This is a genomic window from Nocardia alni (assembly GCF_019038435.1).
In the GTDB taxonomy this organism is placed as follows: domain Bacteria; phylum Actinomycetota; class Actinomycetes; order Mycobacteriales; family Mycobacteriaceae; genus Nocardia; species Nocardia alni.
Window position 1 is genome coordinate 21,501 of record NZ_JAGPOX010000083.1, and the last position, 20,170, is coordinate 41,670.

General features: G+C 67.9%; 19 protein-coding genes and 1 riboswitch. Of the genes, 9 read left to right on the top strand and 10 right to left on the bottom strand.

Annotated elements, in window-relative coordinates; translation table 11 throughout:
* Window positions 1-8 precede the first annotated feature (8 nt).
* On the bottom strand, window positions 9-2,051 hold the full coding sequence (locus JZ791_RS27390; protein WP_216898122.1) for a heavy metal translocating P-type ATPase: 2,043 nt from the start codon (window positions 2,049-2,051) through the stop codon (window positions 9-11).
* Between the two features lie 114 nt (window positions 2,052-2,165).
* Between JZ791_RS27390 and JZ791_RS27395 the strand changes: the two genes are divergently transcribed.
* On the top strand, window positions 2,166-2,528 hold the full coding sequence (locus JZ791_RS27395; protein ID WP_216898124.1) for an ArsR/SmtB family transcription factor: 363 nt from the start codon (window positions 2,166-2,168) through the stop codon (window positions 2,526-2,528).
* A 21-nt stretch (window positions 2,529-2,549) separates the two neighbouring features.
* Here JZ791_RS27395 and JZ791_RS27400 read toward each other — a convergent pair whose 3' ends face one another.
* Window positions 2,550-3,080 (bottom strand): hypothetical protein, encoded by a 531-nt coding sequence (locus tag JZ791_RS27400; RefSeq protein ID WP_216898126.1) that lies wholly within the window; start codon window positions 3,078-3,080, stop codon window positions 2,550-2,552.
* Window positions 3,081-3,284: 204 nt separating this feature from the next.
* On the opposite strand from JZ791_RS27400, the gene JZ791_RS27405 reads away from it, so the two are divergent.
* Complete coding sequence (locus JZ791_RS27405) at window positions 3,285-4,151, top strand: hypothetical protein (protein WP_216898128.1); 867 nt, start codon at window positions 3,285-3,287, stop codon at window positions 4,149-4,151.
* Here JZ791_RS27405 and JZ791_RS27410 read toward each other — a convergent pair.
* Complete coding sequence (locus JZ791_RS27410) at window positions 4,124-4,687, bottom strand: TetR/AcrR family transcriptional regulator (RefSeq protein ID WP_216898129.1); 564 nt, start codon at window positions 4,685-4,687, stop codon at window positions 4,124-4,126. The genes JZ791_RS27405 and JZ791_RS27410 overlap by 28 nt on opposite strands.
* A 219-nt stretch (window positions 4,688-4,906) precedes the next feature.
* A riboswitch (SAM riboswitch) is annotated at window positions 4,907-5,032 on the top strand.
* 4 nt (window positions 5,033-5,036) lie between these two features.
* Between JZ791_RS27410 and JZ791_RS27415 the strand changes: the two genes are divergently transcribed.
* Window positions 5,037-6,029: an ABC transporter substrate-binding protein gene (locus tag JZ791_RS27415; protein WP_216898130.1), complete on the top strand. Its 993-nt coding sequence runs from the start codon at window positions 5,037-5,039 to the stop codon at window positions 6,027-6,029.
* Entirely contained in the window at window positions 6,026-7,654 is a 1,629-nt protein-coding gene (locus JZ791_RS27420) for an ABC transporter substrate-binding protein (protein WP_438804563.1), read from the top strand. Before JZ791_RS27415 ends, JZ791_RS27420 begins: the two co-directional genes overlap by 4 nt.
* Window positions 7,655-7,659: 5 nt before the next feature.
* Here JZ791_RS27420 and JZ791_RS27425 read toward each other — a convergent pair whose 3' ends face one another.
* From JZ791_RS27425 to JZ791_RS27440, 4 genes are all read right to left on the bottom strand, one after another.
* Window positions 7,660-8,292: a trimeric intracellular cation channel family protein gene (locus JZ791_RS27425; RefSeq protein ID WP_216898132.1), complete on the bottom strand. Its 633-nt coding sequence runs from the start codon at window positions 8,290-8,292 to the stop codon at window positions 7,660-7,662.
* An 84-nt stretch (window positions 8,293-8,376) separates the two neighbouring features.
* Window positions 8,377-9,675, bottom strand: coding sequence for a sensor domain-containing diguanylate cyclase (locus JZ791_RS27430; protein WP_216898134.1), 1,299 nt, complete (start codon window positions 9,673-9,675; stop codon window positions 8,377-8,379).
* A 9-nt stretch (window positions 9,676-9,684) separates the two neighbouring features.
* Window positions 9,685-10,494, bottom strand: a complete 810-nt coding sequence (locus JZ791_RS27435; protein WP_216898136.1) for an SAM-dependent methyltransferase — start codon at window positions 10,492-10,494, stop codon at window positions 9,685-9,687.
* 115 nt (window positions 10,495-10,609) lie between these two features.
* Window positions 10,610-11,395, bottom strand: a complete 786-nt coding sequence (locus JZ791_RS27440; protein ID WP_216898137.1) for a maleylpyruvate isomerase N-terminal domain-containing protein — start codon at window positions 11,393-11,395, stop codon at window positions 10,610-10,612.
* Between the two features lie 455 nt (window positions 11,396-11,850).
* Between JZ791_RS27440 and JZ791_RS27445 the strand changes: the two genes are divergently transcribed.
* A complete protein-coding gene (locus tag JZ791_RS27445; protein ID WP_254206394.1) occupies window positions 11,851-12,570 on the top strand; it encodes a DUF6319 family protein in 720 nt (239 codons plus the stop codon).
* Window positions 12,571-12,608: 38 nt separating this feature from the next.
* Here the strand turns inward: JZ791_RS27445 and JZ791_RS27450 are convergent, their stop codons facing one another.
* Genes JZ791_RS27450 through JZ791_RS27460 form a run of 3 tightly spaced genes read right to left on the bottom strand, consistent with a single transcriptional unit; the run spans window position 12,609 to window position 15,439 of the window.
* The gene (locus JZ791_RS27450) at window positions 12,609-14,312 is read right to left on the bottom strand and encodes a GGDEF domain-containing protein (protein ID WP_254206395.1); all 1,704 of its coding nucleotides are present in this window, start codon (window positions 14,310-14,312) and stop codon (window positions 12,609-12,611) included.
* Window positions 14,313-14,321: 9 nt separating this feature from the next.
* Window positions 14,322-14,894, bottom strand: a complete 573-nt coding sequence (locus tag JZ791_RS27455; RefSeq protein ID WP_254206396.1) for a hypothetical protein — start codon at window positions 14,892-14,894, stop codon at window positions 14,322-14,324.
* Complete coding sequence (locus JZ791_RS27460) at window positions 14,879-15,439, bottom strand: pyruvoyl-dependent arginine decarboxylase (protein WP_216898140.1); 561 nt, start codon at window positions 15,437-15,439, stop codon at window positions 14,879-14,881. The genes JZ791_RS27455 and JZ791_RS27460 overlap by 16 nt, the downstream gene beginning before the upstream one ends.
* Before the next feature lie 231 nt (window positions 15,440-15,670).
* On the opposite strand from JZ791_RS27460, the gene JZ791_RS27465 reads away from it, so the two are divergent.
* The 4 genes from JZ791_RS27465 to JZ791_RS27480 form a co-directional block, all read left to right on the top strand.
* A complete protein-coding gene (locus tag JZ791_RS27465; RefSeq protein WP_216898142.1) occupies window positions 15,671-17,416 on the top strand; it encodes a sodium:solute symporter family protein in 1,746 nt (581 codons plus the stop codon).
* 12 nt (window positions 17,417-17,428) lie between these two features.
* Entirely contained in the window at window positions 17,429-17,665 is a 237-nt protein-coding gene (locus JZ791_RS27470) for a hypothetical protein (RefSeq protein ID WP_216898144.1), read from the top strand.
* A gap of 221 nt (window positions 17,666-17,886) precedes the next feature.
* Window positions 17,887-19,842: an HNH endonuclease signature motif containing protein gene (locus JZ791_RS27475; RefSeq protein ID WP_216898146.1), complete on the top strand. Its 1,956-nt coding sequence runs from the start codon at window positions 17,887-17,889 to the stop codon at window positions 19,840-19,842.
* Between the two features lie 99 nt (window positions 19,843-19,941).
* A partial coding sequence (locus tag JZ791_RS27480; protein ID WP_216898147.1) for a hypothetical protein occupies window positions 19,942-20,170 on the top strand: 229 nt, incomplete at its 3' end.

The following is a 20,170-nucleotide window of genomic DNA, read 5'->3' on the forward strand; positions in this document are numbered from 1 at the left end:
CGCATGGATCAGGTGATCCGTGGCCACGCGGCGCGGCGGAGCAGCCGCAGCCCGTTGAGGCCGACGATGACGGTGGATCCCTCGTGCCCGGCGACACCCAGCGGCAGCGGAAGTGTGCCGATCAGATCCCAGAGTACCAGGGCCGCAATGAAAGTCGCGGCGATCGCCAGATTCGCGGTGACGACCCGGCGGGCGCGCCGGGACAGCTCGAGGATCGCCGGTATCGCGGTGAGGTCCTCACGGACGACCACCGCGTCGGCGGTCTGCAGGGTGAGATCGGATCCCGCCGCGCCCATGGCGATTCCGGCGTGGGCGGCGGCGAGGGCCGGTGCGTCGTTGATGCCGTCGCCGACCATCGCGACGGCGGCCCCGTCGGCGGCCAGTGCGCGCACGGCGGCCACTTTGTCGTGCGGCAGCAGTCCGGCTCGCACGTCGGCGATGCCGACTCGGCGGGCCACGGCCGTGGCGGTCACCGCGTTGTCGCCGGTGAGTAACACCGGCGCCGATCCGGTCGAATCGGCCAGGGCGGCCACGGCCGTCGCGGCCTCGGGACGCAGCAGATCGGCGATCGCCAGTACCCCTGCCGGTCGGTGATCGCACAGCACCACGACCGCGGTCAGACCGCTGTTCTGAACGGCGGCAACCGTGTCGGCGAGATCGCGAGCAAGGGCTCCTGCATCGCCGAAGGTCGGTTCGACCGGCGTGGCGGGGAATTCTGTTGCGGGGCGGCAGATCACCGACGAGACGCCGAGCACGGCCAGTGGCCGGACGGCCTGGTTCCGCACCGACACCAGGGCCGCGGGCGAGCCGATCTCGAGGATGTGACCGTCGACCCGGGCTGTGACTCCCCGGCCCGGTTGCGCGGAGAACTCCCGTGCCTCCGGCAGTGCCAGCCCGCGCTCACGCGCCGCGCGCACGATGGCCGCGCCCAAGGGGTGCTCGCTGGGATGTTCGGCCGCCGCGGCCAGGCGCAGAAGTTCGCTCTCGGTGAGATCAGTGGTGAGACAGTGGATCTCGCTCACGGCGGGCGTTCCGCGAGTAAGCGTTCCGGTCTTGTCGATCGCTATTTTGCTGATTTCGCCGAGCCGTTCCAGGACCACCGCCGATTTCACCAGGACGCCGTGCCGTCCGGCGTTGGCGATCGCGGCCAGCAGCGGAGGCATGGTCGCCAGGACGACCGCGCACGGCGACGCGACGATCATGAACGTCATCGCCCGCAACAACGAAATCCGCAGGGATTCACCGAATACCAGTGGCACGACGAACAGCGCCACGGTGGCGACGACCATGCCGACGGAGTAGCGCTGCTCGATCTTCTCGATGAACAGCTGTGTGCGAGCCTTGGTGCGCCCGGCCTCGGCGACCAGTCCGGCTATGCGGGCCACCACCGAATCCTGCGCCCGCCGGTCCACCCGGATTCGCAGCGCGCCGGTGCCGTTGAGGGTTCCGGCGAAGACCTCGTCGCCGGTGGATTTGTCCACCGGCAGCGGCTCGCCGGTGATGGTGGCCTGATCGACCTCGCTCGCGCCGGACTCGACGACCCCGTCGGCGGCGATCCGCTCGCCCGGGCGCACCAGGATTCGGTCGCCGATCCGCAGCTCGATCGCCGCCACGGTCCGTTCCTTGTCGAGGGTGATCAGGGTCGCGGTATCGGGGGTCAAGTCCAGCAGCCCGCGCACCGAATCCTCCGTGCGGGCGGTGGCCAGGGCCTCGAGCGCGCCGGAGGTCGCGAAGATGACGATCAGTAGCGCACCATCGGTGATCTGCCCGATCGCCGCAGCGCCGATCGCCGCGGCGACCATCAGCAGATCCACATCGAGTGTCCGCTCGCGCAGGGCGCGTAGTCCGGCCAGGCCCGGTTCCCATCCGCCGCACAGGTAGCACGCCAGATACAGCGCCCACCACGACCATCGGGGACCGTCCGCCAGCTGATCGGCCAGCCCGACCAGGAACAGTGCCAATGCCGCGGCGGCCCAGCGCATTTCCGTGAGCGCGAACAGACGGGTACGACCGGGTGCGACGGTGCGGACGGTCGCGAGAGACGCGGTCATGGCGGACCTCCGGTCGAGCGAGACTGATGAGCGACCTGAGAATAACAGAACATATGAAGAGGTGTTCATGTACGGCCACGGGTATATCCCGTGGGTGGGATAAACTGCACGGTTATGGGACACGGGGTTCAGGGCCGCGATCGGCCCGTGGCGCGGTTGGACGCCGACTCCGCCGCCCACGTCGCGACCACGTTGCAGGCCCTCGCGACGCCGAGCCGACTGCTCATCCTCACCGAACTCCGCCAGGGCCCCCGGCAGGTAGGCGCCCTCGCGGAGGCGGTGGGGATGGAACAGTCCGCCGTCTCACATCAGCTGCGGCTGCTGCGCAATCTGGGCCTGGTCAGCGGTGCCCGCTCGGGGCGCAGCATCGTCTACAGCCTGTACGACAATCACGTCGCGCAGCTACTCGACGAGGCCGTCTATCACAGCGAACACCTGCGCCTGGGGCTGACCGACCGACCGGATACGGCGGGCTGAGCCGAGGCGACTACGCGTGGATCAGTTCGACCCGGTGTTCGATGACCCCAACCCGGCGTTCGGCGCGGAGACCACGCTGAAGTTGTCGCACCAGCCGCCACGGCCGGAGGCCTGGCAGGCGATGTACACCGTGGGGCCCAGGGCGATGAAGGTGCTGGTGACGGTCGTCGGCGCGTTGACCGTCCGGGCGACGTACTGGACGCCGCTGTGTGAGTCCAGGGCCAGAGCGATGACCGATCCACCGGCGTTGGGCCCGGCCTGGACGGAGAAGGTGTAACTCGCGCCCTGGTTCACCGGGACGTCCTGGCCGACGTACCCGTTGTCGTAGAGGTTCGCGCCGTGGCCGCCGATTCCGGCGTGGAATACGTGGGTGCCCCAGCCGCTCATACCGTGGTGGAAGTCGGCGTTCGCGACCAGATTCGCGGCGTCGGCCGGTCGGCCGTCCAGGGGGAACGGGGTGGCGTGCGCTAGGGCGGGCATGGTTACGTAACCGGCTGCCGCCAGGGTGACCGCGACGAGAGCAGCATGGCCGGATCGCAGTGGTGTGGTCATCGAACCTCTCCTTGGTATCGCCCGCCTGGTCAACATCTAGTTACCCTCTGCGAATCACGCCTCCGAAGGCTGTGTCAACCCGGCTGTATTTTATGCCGATTAGCGGAATTCTGTCGGAACTCGACACCTGTCCGTGATCACGCGTTGCCGTCGCGTGACGTGTCTAGTAATCCAACAGCAAATTCTCCGCGATACTGTGCGGATATGGACTTGGCGCTCGAATGGGATCGGCATCCGGGAACCGGTCTGCGCCTGGCCAACGAATTGGCGGGTGCGGCCGGTCTGGCCACCCATGAGACCGACGTCCTCGATCTGCGGGTGTGCCGGGCCTCCGGCCTCCGGCTCGGCATCCTGGCCGCCCGGAAGGACGGCGAGCTGGTCGGCTGGACCACGCTCAGCGGTGGTACCGGCACGCGGGTGGTGGCCGATCCGGTCTTCGCCTCGCGGTATCTGCGGCAGATTCAGTGGGGACACTACGATTTCGAGCCCGCGACCGACACGGAGGAACGTATCGTGCTGGCGTTGCTGGCGGGCGCGGCCGAACAGGCGCGGGCGCTGGGCTATCGGGTGCTGCAATGGCCCGGCACCGACATCGGCCCCGAGGGCCGCGCGGCCGCGGCGCTGGGCGCGGTCACGATCGGTGAGTACGCCCGGGTGTGGACCGCCGAACCCCGCACCTGGCAGGCGCCGGTCGCGCTGGATTTCGCCGATCCGGTCGACTGCGTGCTGCACGCCCTGGCGGAGTCCGCCGAACCGCCGGGGCAAGTGCTCGTGGAGGCTCTGTTCGCGCCGGGGGAGATGGATCCGATCGCCAGCGTGGCCACCTCGGTCACCGGCAGCGAGGCGTATATCAATGCGGGCGAGGGGTTTTCGTATCAGGACGTCGGTTCCGAGGGGCTCGCCGCGCTGATCGGCGCGGTGATCGCCGAACTGCGCGATCAGGTGCCGCAGGCGCTGGTACTGCGGGTCTTCGAATGCGACGAACCGCGCGTCCGCGCGGCGCTGGCCACCGCGGGGCTGGATGTGACGGCGCGGTGCCGGGACTACGAACTCGTGCTGGACCGTGTGTGAGGGCTGCGCAGACCCGCGAAAGCCACCTCGAGCAGGCGCTGCGCGGCCTCGGGCGCGGTTTCGCAGGCGACGCCGATGCCGTGGCCGAGGCGGATCAGATCGCGGGCCTCGATGTCCGGACGAACGAGACCGGCGTCCTGGGCCGGTTTCAGAACGGCGGCCGCCGCGTCGGTGGCCATGAGGGAACACGCCTGGTAGGCGTCGGAGTCGTGGTCGAGCGCGCCCTTGAGCGTGACCGCGAGCCCGCGATTGGCCATGACGAATTCGACCTGCGAGCGCATCCACAGCTGTAAGGCGTCCAGGGCGGAGCGTGTCCCGGACAGTTCGACGGCGCGGGCGCGCAGGTCCTCGACGCTGGAGCGGTACACGGCCGCGATGAGCGATTCGCGATGCGGGAAGTGCCGGTACAGCGTGCCGGGGCCGACGCCGGCACGCCGGGCGATGTCGTCCAGCGGCGCCTCCGGGCCCTGCTCGGCGAACACCTCGGCCGCGCATTCGAGAATGCGCTGGTAGTTGCGCCGTGCGTCGGCGCGCATGGGCCGCACCGTTGCGTCCAAGGACCCTCCAGTGAAAGCGATGATAAACGGAGTTCTCCTCCACATAATAGCGCGGAGCTCCCAGCGCGCGGCGTTTCCGGGCGTACTCACCGGTCATTCCAAGGAATCGGACAGTATGCGCCGCGCGCGGCGGCAAGGATTCGATTCATCGGGATCGAGAACGCAGACGCCACAGCGTGATCCGCATAGCGTCGATGCCGACCATCCAGAGCGACCGAGAGACCTGGCTCGTCGACGTTGCAGCAACCCCCGGCGCACGGGCCCGGGTGCTCTCGCGGGTCCGGCCGATTCGCGAGAGGGTGCTACCGCCAGGATCGATGGAGGATTCATGAGACCCCTGGCACATTCGCGCACCCGGCGGCGGGTGGTGGCGCTGAGCGCCGTGCTCGCCCTGGTGGCCCTGCTCGTCGGTGCGTGCGGGGCCGGGTCCGACCCCGACAACGAGGTGCACTCGGTGAACGGGCAGACCTACGACCTCTCACCGCAGCAGGCGGGCCGGTTGCACACGCAGCGGGTGGACGCCATCGCGGCGCAGGTGCCCGCGGCCATCCGTGCTCGCGGCACACTCATCGTCACCGGATCGGCCGATGGCGGCGCCCCGCTGCGGTTCTACGCCACCGACGACCGCACCGTCATCGGCTCGGATGTCGACTTCGCCTCGCTGATCGCGGACGTCCTCGGACTGAAGCTCGACGTGCGGAACGCGGATTGGGCGCAGAACTTCGTCGCGATCGATGACGGAACGGTGGACGCGTTCGTCTCCAACGTCACCGTGACCGAGGAGCGCAAGGAGAAGTACGACTTCGCCACCTATCGCCTGGACAATGTCGCCCTCGAGGTGCCCAAGGACTCCACCTGGACCTACACCGATCGGAAATCCTTGGCGGGCAAGCGAATCGGTGTCGGAAGCGGCACCAATCAGGAACAGCTGCTGGTGCAGTGGGATCAGCAGAACCGGGCACAGGGGCTGGCTCCGATCAATATCGCCTATTACCAGCACACCGCCGACTACTACCTGGCGCTGGCCTCGCATCGCCTGGACGGATTCCTCGGCCCCAACCCGGCCGCCGCCTATCACGTCGCCACCGCGAACCAGACGAAGATCGTCGCGAGGTTTTCCGGCGCGGGCGACGCTTTGCAGGCCGAGATCGCGGTGCTCACCAAGAAGGACAACGGTCTGATCGGCCCGATCCACGAGGCGCTGCAGTACGCCATCGACCACGGTCAGTACCGAAAGGTGCTGGACCGGTGGGGCTTGGACAGTGAGGCCGTCCAGCAGTCCCGCATCAACCCGCCCGGGCTACCGAAGAAGGCGCCGTGAAGATCGGAATCTCGCTGACGACTCGCGTGGTCGCCTTATCGGCCGCTTTCGCAACGGTATTCGCGGCATCGGCCTGTGGCGGCGGTCCCGGCGCCGATACCCCGACCGGTCCGCCGCGGCCCGGCGGCACTCTGCGCTACGGCCTGTCGCTGGCGCCGACCTGCTCGGACCCCGCGCAGTCCGCGACCAACCAAACCCTCTACGTCACACGGCAGATCGTGGATTCGCTCACCGATCAGAACCCGGCGACCGGCGCGATCGTGCCCTGGCTGGCGCAGAGCTGGGAGGTGAGCCCCGACGCGACGACGTTCACCTTCCATCTGCGCCCGGGCGTCACCTTCAGCGACGGCACCCCGCTGACCGCGACCTCCGTGCAGCACAACTTCGACGCCATCGTGCACACCCTCACCGGGGCCAAGGCGCCGCTGGCGGCCAGCTATCTGGCCGGGTACACCGGCACCGCGGTGCCGGACCCACTGACCGCGCGGGTGAGTTTCGACCACCCGGACGCGCAGTTCCTGCAGGCGGTCTCGACCCCGCAACTGGGCATCCTGGCCGATGCCACGACCGCGAAGCCGGCCGATCAACGCTGCGGCGGAGACGATATCGGCAGCGGGCCGTTCACCTATGCCGCCTGGCGGCAGGGCGCGTCGGCATCCCTGGTCAAACGCGCCGGATATACCTGGGGCTCCGCGATATTCGCGCATCCGGGCGAGGCGTATCTGGACCGGATCGACTTCACGGTGATCCCCGAGTCCGGCGTGCGGACCGGCAGCCTGTCCTCGGGGCAGCTCGATGCGATCAGCGATGCGCTGCCGCAGGACGTGCCGCAGATCCAGGCGTCCGGGGGCCGGGTGCAGTTCACCTCGAATCCCGGTGTGCCGTTCGGTATTCAGCCCAACCTGACCCGGGGTCCGCTGCGCGATCCCGCGGTGCGCGCGGCGCTGCTGCCCGCGATCAATCGCAAGGAGCTGGTCGATACCGTCCTGGGGCCGCAGTTCCGGCCCGCCGAGAGCCCGCTGGCCTCGAAAACTCCCGGCTACCTGGATCAGTCGAGCCGGCTGGCCTATGCCCCCGGGACCGCGCGGCAGCTGCTGGACCGGGCGGGCTGGGCCCCCGGCTCCGACGGGATCCGGGCGAAGGACGGCGCACGCCTGTCGTTCGGGGTGCTGTTCAGCCAGAACTTCGCTGGAAATCAGGCGATCCTGGAACTGATCCAACAGCAACTGCGCGCGGTCGGCGTGGACATCCGCCTGGAACCGGTCACCGACGCGGAATACACCGTGCGGCAGAACAATCGCGACTTCGACACGTGCTATTACAACAGCAGTCGCGCCGACGGTGACATCCTGCGCACCACCTTCGGGCTGGACGGCCAGAATCTCAATGTGCGCGGCCCCATCCCGGACCTGGATCAGGCGCTGACCGCCGAGTTGCAGACCACCGACCAGGCGGTGCGCGCCCGATTGATCGGCCGGGCACAGCAATTGATCCTCGACAACGGCCTGTGGATACCCACCATCGAACTGTCCCAGGCGATCGGTGTATCGAATACGTTGTCGGACTTGAAGTTCGAAGCCTCTGCGCGGTTGCAGTTCCACGACACCTGGCTGCACAGAGGCTGACGGCTCTACCGTCGGCGCGCCTTCGGCGCATGCCAGTGAAAACGCAGTGCCAGCAATCGAAGGCCGAACGCCACCGCGGAGGCCAGCGCTCCCGACCACGCCGTGAACGCGCCGAAATGCAGTAGCGCGGCGGCGACGCTCGCGCCGAGGAGTGCGGGCAGGGCGTAGATCTCCTGATCGCGCAGCACGCTGGGCTGCACGCCGGCCAGCACGTCCCGGATGAGCCCGCCGCCGATCGCGGTCACCACCCCGAGCATCGCCGAGGGCACCGTGGCCAGCCCGTGCTGATACGCGGTGACTGTGCCGGTCACGCTGAACAGTCCGAGCCCGATGGCGTCGACGAAGGCGAGCGGACCGCCGATGAGCCTGCCCGGCGGATGCCAGAAGAAGATGATCACCGCGGCCAACAGCGACAGGCCCAGATACCAAGGATCGGTGACAGCCACCGGCCGCGCGCCGATCACCAGATCGCGCACCACCCCGCCGCCGACCGCCGTGGCGAACGCCAGCACGGCGATGCCGACCATGTCGTAGTCCTTGCGCACGGCCAGCAGCGCACCGGACACCGCGAAGGCGAACACGCCGAGCAGATCCCCGGCCTGCTGCACATCGTCAACGGTTCTGGTCAGCGAGGTCATCGATGACAGCTACCTTCCCGACTCCGGAGAACTCCTGGCTACCGCACAGATCATAAGCACGAAGCGATCCGGCCGCCCACGGGGTCAACGGCCCTGCTGGTCGCGCAGACCCCCGCGGACGCGGGCGGATTTGTTGCGGTACATGGCCGTATCGATGGAGTGCATGAGATCGTCGATGGCCTCGGGTCGTTCGGTGACCCGGGCCGTGCCGATCGATGCGCCGACCGAGATCGACTGTCCGGCAACGACGATGGGTTCCGCGAGGGCCGCGAGCAGCCGATCGGACTGCGTCAGCAGCCGGTCGTCGTCGGTGCAGTTCTCGACCAGGACGATGAATTCGTCACCGCCCAGCCGCGCGGCCAGCCCCGGTTCCGCGGCGGCGCGCAGCCGCTCGCCCACCGCGCGCAGCACCTGATCCCCGACGGTGTGCCCGTACTCGTCGTTGATCTCCTTGAAGCCGTCCAGGTCCAGGTAGCACAGCCCGGTCGGGGGAGTGGCGTGCGCGAGCCGGTCGAAGAACAGCACGCGGTTGGGCAGGCCGGTGAGATTGTCGTGATGCGCGTCGTGCCAGAGCCGATCCGACAGCGCCTTGCGCTCGGTGATGTCCACGGCCACGCCGATCAGGAAGCGGGCCCGGCCCCCGCTGTCGCGCACGGCCGACATCGACAGGTCGATCGCGGTGCGGTGGCCGTCGGGGTGGGTATGGCCGGTCTCCAGCCGGAACCGGTCGAGACTCCCGTCGAGCAGCCGCCGCAGCTGCGCGTAGGCGGGGCCGATATTGATCGGCCCCAGCACCTCGGCGACGAGCATGCCGGTGATGACATCCGCCGGTGTGCCGAGCATTTCGGCCATCGCGGCGTTCGCGTCGACGACCCGTCCGGTCGCGGCGTCGATGGTGCCGATGCCGACCGACGCCCCGGCGAAGATGGCCGCGAACCGCGCCTCGGACAGTTGCCGCTGTGCCTGTGCCTCTCGCGCCGCGGCAAGCGCCGCGGCGAGCGTGGCCTCCTGTTCGGCCAGCGCCGCGGTGCGCAGGGCCGAGGTGAACCCGGCCGAGAACTCCGCCGCGAGATCGATCGCGCGCTCGCGCACCCGGGCACACGCGGCGGGTTGTGCCGCGAGCCCGGCGCATACCTCGTTCACCATCTCGCGGCAGATCACCGAGACCGTGCGGCTCACCGCGGCCTCGTCGCGGTAGTTCGCCGCCACCAGGGCCGAGGCCGCGACCCGTGCGGTCGCGACGTCACCGCCCTGGCGCAGCGCGGCCAGCAGCTGCTCGGACAGACCGGCCAGCAGCGCCTCGATCTGGGTTCGGGTGAGCGTCGGCGCGACGAGGCCGTCGAGTGCGTCGGCCCACCGCACCGCCAGCTCGTGCGAACCCACCTGCGCCCCTTAGACCTTGCGGCCTACACCGGCCAAACCGAGTGAGCGGCCAGGGGTTTCGTGTAAGTCGCGCTCGGACTCCGGATGCCACAGGGGTAATTCGACCACCCCGGGTTCGATCAGCTCCCAGCCGTCGAACATGGCGGTGATCGCCGCGCGGTCACGGAAGATGATGCCGGTATGGGTTCGGTTCGCCGACTGTTCGCCGAGCCGGGCCGCGTCCTCGGGGCGGAGCGCGGAGGTGAGATGTGAGATGGCCACGTGGCTGCCGGTCGGCAGCGCGGCGCGCAGCCGCTCGACCAGCTCGCGCGGCCGCTCGTCGTCGCGCACCAGATGCAGCACCGCCACCAGCAGCAGGCCGACGGGCTCGGCGAAGTCGATCTGTCCGGTGCGCTCGGCGAGAGCCAGCAAATCATCCGGTTTGCGCAGGTCGGCCTCGATGGCGTCGGCGTTGTCGTCGCCGATGAGGATGGTGCGCGCGTGCGTCACGGCCACCGGGTCGATATCGGCGTACAGGACGCGCGCGGCCGGGTCCAGGGCATGCGCCACCTCGTGCACATTCCCGGCGGTCGGGATGCCGGAGCCGATATCCAGGAACTGGCGGATTCCCGCGTTCGACAGATAACGCACCGCCCGCCGCAGGAAGGCCCGATTGCTCAGCGCCAAGCGCGGTAGATCGGGCACGAGCCGCTTGCCCATTTCCGCGGCGTTGCGGTCGACCTCGAAATTGTGCGATCCACCCAGGAGCGCGTCATACATCCGCGCCGGGCTCGCCTGACTCATGTCGACGCCCTCGGGCGCCCACGCCGGCCTGTCCACTCGCAACACCTCTACCAACACTCGTATCGCGGACCGTGCCTGCGTGGACGGTCCGCATCCGGAATGCTAGTCGTGGCGTTCGCCGGGTGGTGGCGGGGGGAACCGAGATCGCCGTTCACAGCAGATTGATCGAGTCCAGTACCCGTGTACCCACCTCGGCATCGCCGGTGATCGTGACCTCGCAGGCGCGCCAGGGCACCCGGCGAGTGCTCCACTGGGGGAATTCCAGTGACCGAGCCGCGATATGGGTCGTCGCGCCCGCGGCCTCGCCGGGGCGCATTCGTAATCGCCCATCGCGTGGATCCAGCCGCCACGTGCCGCCACCGGGGCCGCGCAGCGTGAGCGCCACCACCGCGTCCAGCCAGCCCAGCGCCTCGCGATGCGATCGCTCGAGCTGAGCGGTCAACCAGCTCAGCAGCGCGGCCATGCGGCGGGCGTCGGTGGCGGGGGTGGGCCGGTCCAGGGCGGCGGCGATGTCGTAGCGCAGATGGGTGTGCCACTCGAACAGCAGGATCGCCGGGATCAGACTCGAGGGGTACCAGCCCAATTCGCCGAGCGGCACGCGAACCAGGCGGAGGCCCGGCATGGTCAGCGCGGTCAGCGCCTTGGCGGTGCGGCGGCTCCAGGTGGCGAATTCGTCGACGGTGTAACCCGGTCCGTGCGCGCGTCTCTCGCCGACCAGTTGCTCGTTGAGGGCCTCCACATTCCGGGTGGTCATATACGGGACGGACGCCGGGGTGATCACCGCGCGGGTGATCGTGGTGACGTGAACCAGCACATCGGCGACCGACCAGCCGGGCGCGGCGCTGGTCGCGGCCAGATCGGCCTCGGTCAGGTCGCCGCAGAACGTCAGGACGGCCCGCCGCTCGTCGCGCAGTGCGGGCAGGAGAGGTGAACTCATCGCGTGGCCCTGACAGATCTCGTGGCCCCGACAGCCACCGGGTTACTCATGAATTCCGAAGGTTACCCGGTCAGGGCCCGACTGTCCGTGCGGCGCGAGGATACTGAACAATTGCTGCCCGGTTTGCCGGATGCTCTTGCTCAGGCGTGCGCGGTACGGACATATGCCGCATGCGGATACGCGTACTCAGGGTAGCGACTACGATTTTCGAATCGGTCGAGTTCGCCGGTTGGTGTCGAATGTATTGGTTGCCATAGGATTGCCATTGGCCATCGAGGCGCTCGGGACGTTCGGGCGATGTGGACTTGTCGGTGTCATGGGGCATGCTCTTGGCACGCAGATGTCTACGAACCCGCCCGGAGTACACCATGTCGCCCCGCCGAACGAAGCCGCAGCCGTTGTCCGACACAGAAATTCGACAGATCACCGCCGATCTTGCCGAAGGTCGCCCGCCGATGGTGTGGTTCACCGCGGACGCGGTCGGAGTACCCGAGGGCCGCTCGGGCAAGGTACTCGCACTCGGCGATCCCGCCGAGGGTGATTTCCTGCAGGTGCGGCCCACGGGCTCGAAAGATGTGCTGTCGTTCTCGCCCACCGAAGTGACGCTGACCAAACCGGCCCGTGCGGCCGCCGCGAAACCCAGGAAGGACACCGCAGTGAGCATGCCGTCTGTCGCCCCGTCGACCGTGAGCGCCACCCCCGTGGCGTCGTCACCGAGCCCCGATTCGGGGAGCTCGGCGGTGACACCCGCCGCCGCGCCGCAGTCCAGCGCGGCAAATTCCGGTGCGGCGCAACAAGACCCGTCGAGTTCCGCATCGAAACCCGCCGAGTCCGCGGCCAAGCCAGCCCCGGCCAAACAGCCCGCGCGCCCGGCTCGCGAGAAGCCCGCCACCCCCGCGCGCAAGGCGAAACCCGCCGAGGTCACAGTCACACTCTCCGGTACCGCCGACGGCGAGTGGACGGTGGATGTGGTCAACGGCAAGAAGCGCACCGTGCGCGGCCTGTCGGTGTCGGGTTCGGCCGTCGCGCAGGCGGCCAAACTGCTGCACCCCGAGGTCTCCGAGGTCGTCGATTCGGTGCTGGATTCCGTGCGAGATTCCCAGCGCGCCAAGGTGGAACTGCTGCAGGCCGAACTCGAACAGGCCCGCAAGGTATTGGACGAACTACAGGGGTAGAAAGTCGTCGCGAACCGTGTCAGCCGGGATTCACGCCGTCAACCCAGGTCATATAGGACAGACTCGTGGGATTGCCGGTTGTCGCCCGGCTGACGGGGTTCGCGTCGCCACACTCGCCGGGCCTCCGGATGTCCGCTGCGGCGCATCTCGTCCTTGAACACGTACCCCAGCGAGTACTCCTTCGCGTGGTACATGGCCGAATCCGCCTCGCGCAGCAGGTCGTACACCGTGGCCTCGGTGTACGCCGCCAGTTCGGCGGCGGCTCGGGCATCGGGGTCGGCGGCCGCGGCGCTCACGGTCTCATCGTTGGTATTTCCGGCAGCGGCGGTCTTGACCTTGATGGCCGTCGGACCGGCGCCGCCGCTTGTGCGCGACAGGGGCAGCCCCGGTGTCGCGCCGCAGGCGATGCCGATGCTCGCCGTGATCGCGACCTCGCCGACACTGAGCTCGAAGGGTTTGCCGAAGGCGGCGATGAGCTTCTCCGCTAGCGTGGCGGTGTCCGCGCGGTCCGCGCAGGTCAGCACCACGAACTCATCGCCGCCGTAGCGAGCGGCGACGTCGTCGTGGCCGATGATGCGGCGGATGCGCGCCGCGGCGTTGGCGATCAGCTCGTCCCCGATGGCGTGGCCGTAGCTGTCGTTGACGGTCTTGAACCCGTCGAGGTCGATGAACAGCAGGCACAGCGCCCGCCCACCCCAGCGTTCGTGATTGCGTGCGGGTGCGCGCAACAGCGCCGACCGATTCAGCAGACCGGTGAGCATGTCGTGATCGGCCTGATACTGCGCGCGCCGTTCGCTGCGGGCGCTGCGCACGATCGCTCGCTCGCTACGCGCCAGCACACCGATCAGCAGTAGGGCCAGCAACACCGACACCACCGCGCGATCCAGGGCGCCGGGTTTGGCGCCCAGCGTCGGCACCAGCGCCGCCACCACCAGGGCGACCGCGACGATGCTGGCACGCTTGCGGGACTGTTCCGGGCGGATGCGCTGCTGCTGCCCCAGGGTGACCATGGTCGGATGCAGCGCGGCCAGCCCCACGAGCAGATAGGCGACCAGTAACGGAACGAGCAGGATCTGGTGCGACACGTGCAACGAGCCCGCGTCGTCCAGGTTGTAGCCGAGATCGGCCGCCAGCATCGCCAGCAGGCTCGCGTGCAGTAGCCGCAGCGAGGTCTCCGAGCGCAGCGCGGTGACCATGGAATGGCTGACCACCGTCAGCAGCACCGCGTCGATCACCGGATAGCAGGCCGCCACGATGGTCTGCGGGCTGGGCCCCTCGTCCAGAATCGGCGCGATCAGGAACGTCCAGGAGGCCAGCAGGGCGGCCAGACCGATCAGCCCGGAGTCCAGCAGCAGATCGTTACCGCCGCGCACCCGGCGCGGCACCAGCCACAGCATGGCCGCCAGGCCGACCCCGGCGTATCCGGACAGGGTGAACGCGTCGTCGAACAGGTAGCGATCGGAGACGACATCGCGCAGCGCGATCCCTATCCCGAACAGCACCGCCGACCCGCCCAGCAGATACCACGGCATCGGTGCCGGTGGACGGTGCCGGCGCAGACCGAGCGCGATCATCGTCACGGTCGCGGCGACAGCCAGGACCAGCACGATGGCCGTGACCACGGCGGCGGAGGTGAGTAGCGGCAGCGCGATCAACAACGCGGCGAGCATCGGAAGTAGAGCGCGGCCGAGTGGTCCGGTCAGCTGCCGGACGAGAACCGTATGCTGTTCGCCGAGCGCCATCAGTCCCCCTTAGTCCGCTCCGCCCTCGATGAACCGCGCCGCGTAGTAGGTCTGCGAGTCCTCCACCGCGATTTCCACGTTCGCTTGCTCGCCGACCGCCGTACGCAACGCGTCGGCAAACGAAAAACGAGAATTGTTGTACGCGCAGATGTCCCAGCCGACGGCCGCACGCTCGACCGCCAAGATCCGCACGACTGATTCGATCATGACATGAAATGCGGCCCCTTGTCGCGCACTGGGGTCGACCAATGTGAAACCTGCATAGTAGATCGCATTGCGTTCGGCGTGTTGCGGAAACCGCATTGCGAAATACTCCGGACTGATCCAGGGCACAGTTTCGAGATGCCTGGTCAAAGTAGTAAGACCGACCGGTTTTCCCTGTGCCGTACGGGCCACATGTTTCTGAATTCGAGGATCTGCCAACTCCTCGCGGAATTCGGCCGGGTGTAGTACCTGACGCGCGACCGCCACGGTGCGCAAGGGGGCGAACGCTGTCTCGTAGAGCAGGTGGAACCCCTCGATCTCGGCGTCGGGAATCGTGGTCTCGATGCTCACCCGGATGTCGTTCACGGTACGGTCCACCCCACCGTCAGATACGCCGCCAGCACCAGTGCGCAGGTGGGCCGCCCGTCCGAGCGCGCGGCGACCGTGCAGGTGCGGACCGGACCGAAGGATTCGGCGCGCCGGGCGGTCATGTCGGCCAGGCTGGCGTGGATGAGTTCGTCCACCTCCCAGCCCGATTCGCCCTCGTGCTCGACGAACAGCCCGGCGCCGGAACCGTCCTCGCGCAGCGCCCAGCCCAGGCCCGCGGCGACGTCGCTGCCCCTCTCGGTGGCGATATGCGAGGCGTAGACGCAGTAGAGCCGATCGCCCCAGGCGATGGGCATGCGCACCCGGCGCGTGCGCTCGATCGTCGTCTGCGGCGGGATCACCGAGGACAGGCGGATCAGGTTCGCGTCCGCCACACCAAGTTCGCGCAACGCGGCGTCGAACGCGGCGATCGAGGTCGCCCCACGCCCGATGGCCGCCCCGACCTCGATCGTCAGTGCGGTGGAGCGGGTCTGGCCCGTGCCCGCGATGGGATGTGATCCGGAGTGCGGGCCGTGCTGTCTATACGTCGTAAGCATCTGTCGATCCTTCCCCCATGATCTCAGTGTTGCATTTTGAAGGGCGACCTTGCGGCAAAACTGAGTGCGTGTCGGTCCGCATCGAATAATGTCGATGAGGCATCACGGCTGGTGACGTAGGACACGTGCGAGGACGGTTGGGCGTACTGGCTATGTGAGCGCTAACGTGCCGCTAGGATTCGGACAACGACGACCAACCGGTCAGTGGATTTCATGGGACAGGAGGGCCGCATGCCACCCGCTGCTGCGCCACCAGGAATTATCGAAACGGTGCTGGCAGGAGGGCCTACCCAGACCGTCCTAGCCGGCGGAAGCAGCCTCCGGCTGAACGCGGCTCCGGTCGACTATGTCCTCGTCGCACTGTATTTCGTCTTCGTTCTCGGCATCGGCCTGCTGGCCCGCCGCAGGGCCTCCTCGAGCCTGGACTTCTTCCTGTCCGGGCGATCGCTGCCCGCCTGGGTGACGGGTCTGGCGTTCATGTCGGCAAACCTCGGCGCCGTCGAGATCATGGGCATGTCGGCCAACGGCGCCCAGTACGGCATGCCGACCTTCCACTACTACTGGATCGGCGCCATCCCGGCCATGCTGTTCCTCGGCGTGGTGATGATGCCGTTCTACTACGGCTCCAAGGTCCGAAGCGTGCCGGAGTTCATGCGCCGCCGCTTCGGCACCGGCGCACATCTGGTGAACTCGATCAGCTTCGCGGTGGCGCAGGTGCTCATCGCCGGCGCCAACCTCTATCTGCTCGGCACGGTCGTCAACGTGCTGCTGGGCTGGCCGCTGTGGGTGTCGGTGATCGTCGCCGCGGTCATCGTGCTGTCCTACATCACCCTCGGTGGTCTGTCGGCCGCGATCTACAACGAAGTTCTGCAGTTCTTCGTCATCGTGGCGGCCCTGTTGCCGCTCACCCTGGTCGGCCTGCATCGGATCGGCGGCATCAGCGGCCTGAAGGACAAGGTGTCCGCACTCGCCGACGGCCACAGCCAGATTCACTCCTGGCCCGGCACCGAGCTGTCCGGTTTCTCCAACAGCTTCCTGTCGGTGATCGGTATCGTGTTCGGCCTGGGCTTCGTGCTGTCGTTCGGTTACTGGACCACCAACTTCGTCGAGGTGCAGCGCGCGCTGGCGACCCACTCGATTTCCGCCGCCCGCAGCACCCCGATCATCGGCGCCTTCCCGAAGATGTTCATTCCGTTCATCATCATTATTCCGGGAATGATTGCGGGGCAAATGATTCCGCAGATCAGCGACCTCAAGGCCGGGCACGGCGCCAGCGGCGTCACCTACAACGACGCGTTGCTGTACCTGATGAAGGAGGTCCTGCCCAACGGTCTGCTGGGTGTGGCGCTGGCCGGCCTGCTGGCCTCGTTCATGGCCGGTATGGCCGCGAACGTCTCGGCGTTCAACACCGTGATCAGCGTCGACATCTGGCAGCAGTACATCCAGAAGGAGCGCCCGGACGGGTATTACGTCCGGATCGGCCGGTGGGCCACCGTGGTCGCCACGGTGATCGCGGTCGGCACCGCGTTCATCGCCGGCAGCTTCTCCAACCTGATGGACTACCTGCAGACCCTGTTCTCGTTCTTCAACGCGCCGCTGTTCGCCACGTTCATCCTGGGCATGTTCTGGAAGCGGATGACGCCCACGGCCGGTTGGGCGGGCCTGGTGTTCGGTACCGCGGGTGCGCTGCTGCTGTTCATCCTGGACCACACCGGGGTGACCCACCTGCCCGGACAGGGCGAGAGTTTCGTCGCCGCCGGTATCGCGTTCGTCGTGGATATCGTGGTGAGCGTGGTGGTGACGATGGTGACCGAGCCGAAGCCGGCCAGTGAGCTGGTCGGGCTCGTGTACTCGGAAACGCCCAAGGAAACGTTCGCCGACGCCGACGCCGCGTCGCTGTCCTGGTACCAGCGGCCGGTGCTGATGGCCGGCATCGGTCTGGTGCTCGTGATCGTTCTGAACATCGTCTTCGCATAGGGAAGTGACGCAATGTTTTTCGATATCCGAACGATTATCGGCGCGCTGGTCGGTCTGTACGGGCTGATCCTGATCATCACCGGCGCGGTCCAGCACAGCGCCGCCGACCTGGCCCGCAGCGGCGGCTGGAACACCAACCTGTGGTCGGGGATCGTCATGCTCATCGTGGGCATAGCCTTCGGGATCTGGACCGTCGTGCGCCCGACCAAACTGGCCCGCACCCACCAATCACCTGACACGACAGAGTAATTCGTTGCTCGCAGCGATCGGCCGTACCCGGATGGATGATCCGGGTACGGCCGATCGCGTCGTGACTCTGGTCGCTCCGCGCTGGCGAGTAGCTGCGCGTGGTTGAAAGTTCCCGAGCATCGAGGAGCCTCGTAAGGCTCGAACCAATGAGACACGCCTAATTGGTTGCTGGACATTATTTTTCATGGGCGTGTCGAGATTCTATCGGTAGAATCGAAGACATGTTCGAGACGATGCCCACGATTGACGCGCACCCGGATCCGCGTGATCCGCGCGCCGCGGATTCGTGCCTGGCCGATCTCGATTATGCGCGGATGGTGGAAAACATCGCGTGCCATCGCAAGATTCTCGCCGCCATGGAGTTGTGGGAGCGGCGCATGATCACCGCCGCCGAAGCGGGCGTGGATGCCATCCTGGCTGGGAACGACACGTTCTCCGAGATCGCCGCCCGGCTGCGCTGCTCGCACACCACCGCCTGCGGCTACGTCGAGGTTGCGTCGCTGCTGCTGCGCATGCCGATCCTGGGCGACACCGTCGCGCGCGGTGAGGTCGATTACGCGAACCTCCGCATGATCGGCGCCGTCTTCGCGGACGATGCCGGACTCGGCACCCTCGCCCAGTTGGACGAGTCGATCGCGCGCGCCGCGGCCGAGTTCACCCCCTCGGCACTGCGCACGCAAGCCTGGAAGCTGTGGCTGTCCGCCGCTCCGGACGAGGCCGCCGAGGCTCGCCGTCGCCGCGCTACCGCCGACCGCCGGGCGTATGTGCGCCGGGGCGGTCACGGATTATCCTGGCTGACAGCGTGTTTGACCGATGTCGAGGGCACCGAGGCCGATGCGCTGCTCACCGAGATCACGGCCACCGTGTGTGCGGGCGATCCGCGTTCGAAGGCAGGGCTGCGGGCCGACGGGCTGATGGCTCTGCTGCACGGCGAGGCCGCCCTGGTCTGTGGGTGCGGTCAACCGGATTGCCCGCGCAGCGCACGCACGGCCCCGCCTCGTCGCAAGCCGCTGGTACAGCTACTCGTCGACGCCGAAACCCTGCTCGGCCTCGCTGACCACCCCGCCACCCTGCCCGACGGCACCCCCGTGGATCCCGAACTCGCCCGCACCCTGGCCCAGGATGCCACCTGGCAGGCCATAATCACCGATACCCGCCAGTCAGCCGAAACGCGGACCATCGGCTTTTCGAACGAAAATGCCGACAGTGCAACGGTTCGCGACAAGGGTTTCGCGGTCGTGCCCAGCATCGCGGATGAGGGCGCCGCCCGACTGAAGACAGCGCTTGCGCGATCGAATGCGGTGGATCTCGACGATGCCGCTACCGATACCTCCGCCGATATACCGTCTTGTGACGCCGAACTGGCCGCCGCTCTCGCCGATATCGAGGCATGCTTCAGCACAGCCGATCTCAGCATGCCGAAGCCACCGCCTGGACCGGTCGAGCGTCACTTCCTCGCACGGAGCCGCGCACACCGCCCCGGCTCGGTGCTCGGCTGTAAGCGACACCGCCACAGCGATTCTCACCGACAGTTCACTGGCGCGGCCGACCTCATCGAGGCATGGGACGACGCGCTCGCCCGCAATCCCGGCCTCGCCCGCAGCGACCCCGACGGGCACGGCGGGCTGAAGGATCCCCCACCGGGCGCGCTGGCCTACCGCCCGGGCGCCGATGTGGCCGCGCTCGTGCGCGCCCAGCATCCGACCTGCGCCTTCCCCGGCTGCACGGTCGCCTCCCGCCGCTGCGAACTCGACCACGTGACGGCATTCGACCACGCCGACCCGCGCCGCGGCGGCTGGACGATCCCCGCGAACCTGCAACCGTTGTGCAAACGCCATCACGACGTGAAATCGCATCGCTACTGGAACTGTACGGCGCTGCCCGGTGGCGCACGCCACTGGAGGCACCGCAGTGGCCTGGAGCGAATTACCGTGCCCTGCAGCGGTTTCGCCATCGCATCCAGCGTGCTGCCCGAGACACCCACGGCACCGATCCACTCCTACAGCGACGCACTCACCCCGGAGGAATCCCTCGACCTGCTGTACACCGAAACCTGGTGGGAACGACATATGAGGCCGACCGACCACCCAGGCAACGATCCGGACCTGATAGCCCACTACCGAGAGCATCAGGCAATCCTTACACGCCGCGCCGAGCTTCAGCCTGCGCCCTTCTGAAGTGTGATCTATCGCCGTTCGGGGAAACGGTACGGGGAATTCACTGAGCTGCCGGACAATGAGGTTGATCATGTCCCCGGGCCGGTTGGGAGCGCCGTCATGCACGATGACCGTCGATTGGTTGAGAACCGGCTCGGGCGGGTTCTGTCCGAGCGTATCGTTCCGGCGATCTATCCGGAGTCTGTGCCGCTGCGGGTGTCGGTGTGGGTCGCACCCGGTGAACCGGTGCCGGTGGCGCAGGGACTGGCCGCCGAACGTACGCCCATCGAATCCGGTGATCGGTGGGGGGCGCCCTGGGGGACGAGTTGGTTCACGGTGGAGGGGACGG

Coding starts and splice junctions, on each gene's coding strand:
- JZ791_RS27415 (WP_216898130.1), top strand. CDS start 5,037: ATGAGACCCCTGGCACATTCGCGCACCCGGCGGCGGGTGGTGGCGCTG.
- JZ791_RS27470 (WP_216898144.1), top strand. CDS start 17,429: ATGTTTTTCGATATCCGAACGATTATCGGCGCGCTGGTCGGTCTGTAC.
- JZ791_RS27400 (WP_216898126.1), bottom strand. CDS start 3,080: ATGACCACACCACTGCGATCCGGCCATGCTGCTCTCGTCGCGGTCACC.
- JZ791_RS27390 (WP_216898122.1), bottom strand. CDS start 2,051: ATGACCGCGTCTCTCGCGACCGTCCGCACCGTCGCACCCGGTCGTACC.
- JZ791_RS27405 (WP_216898128.1), top strand. CDS start 3,285: ATGGACTTGGCGCTCGAATGGGATCGGCATCCGGGAACCGGTCTGCGC.
- JZ791_RS27465 (WP_216898142.1), top strand. CDS start 15,671: ATGCCACCCGCTGCTGCGCCACCAGGAATTATCGAAACGGTGCTGGCA.
- JZ791_RS27450 (WP_254206395.1), bottom strand. CDS start 14,312: ATGGCGCTCGGCGAACAGCATACGGTTCTCGTCCGGCAGCTGACCGGA.
- JZ791_RS27445 (WP_254206394.1), top strand. CDS start 11,851: ATGGTGTGGTTCACCGCGGACGCGGTCGGAGTACCCGAGGGCCGCTCG.
- JZ791_RS27440 (WP_216898137.1), bottom strand. CDS start 11,395: ATGAGTTCACCTCTCCTGCCCGCACTGCGCGACGAGCGGCGGGCCGTC.
- JZ791_RS27410 (WP_216898129.1), bottom strand. CDS start 4,687: ATGCGCGCCGACGCACGGCGCAACTACCAGCGCATTCTCGAATGCGCG.
- JZ791_RS27460 (WP_216898140.1), bottom strand. CDS start 15,439: ATGCTTACGACGTATAGACAGCACGGCCCGCACTCCGGATCACATCCC.
- JZ791_RS27395 (WP_216898124.1), top strand. CDS start 2,166: ATGGGACACGGGGTTCAGGGCCGCGATCGGCCCGTGGCGCGGTTGGAC.
- JZ791_RS27475 (WP_216898146.1), top strand. CDS start 17,887: ATGTTCGAGACGATGCCCACGATTGACGCGCACCCGGATCCGCGTGAT.
- JZ791_RS27425 (WP_216898132.1), bottom strand. CDS start 8,292: ATGACCTCGCTGACCAGAACCGTTGACGATGTGCAGCAGGCCGGGGAT.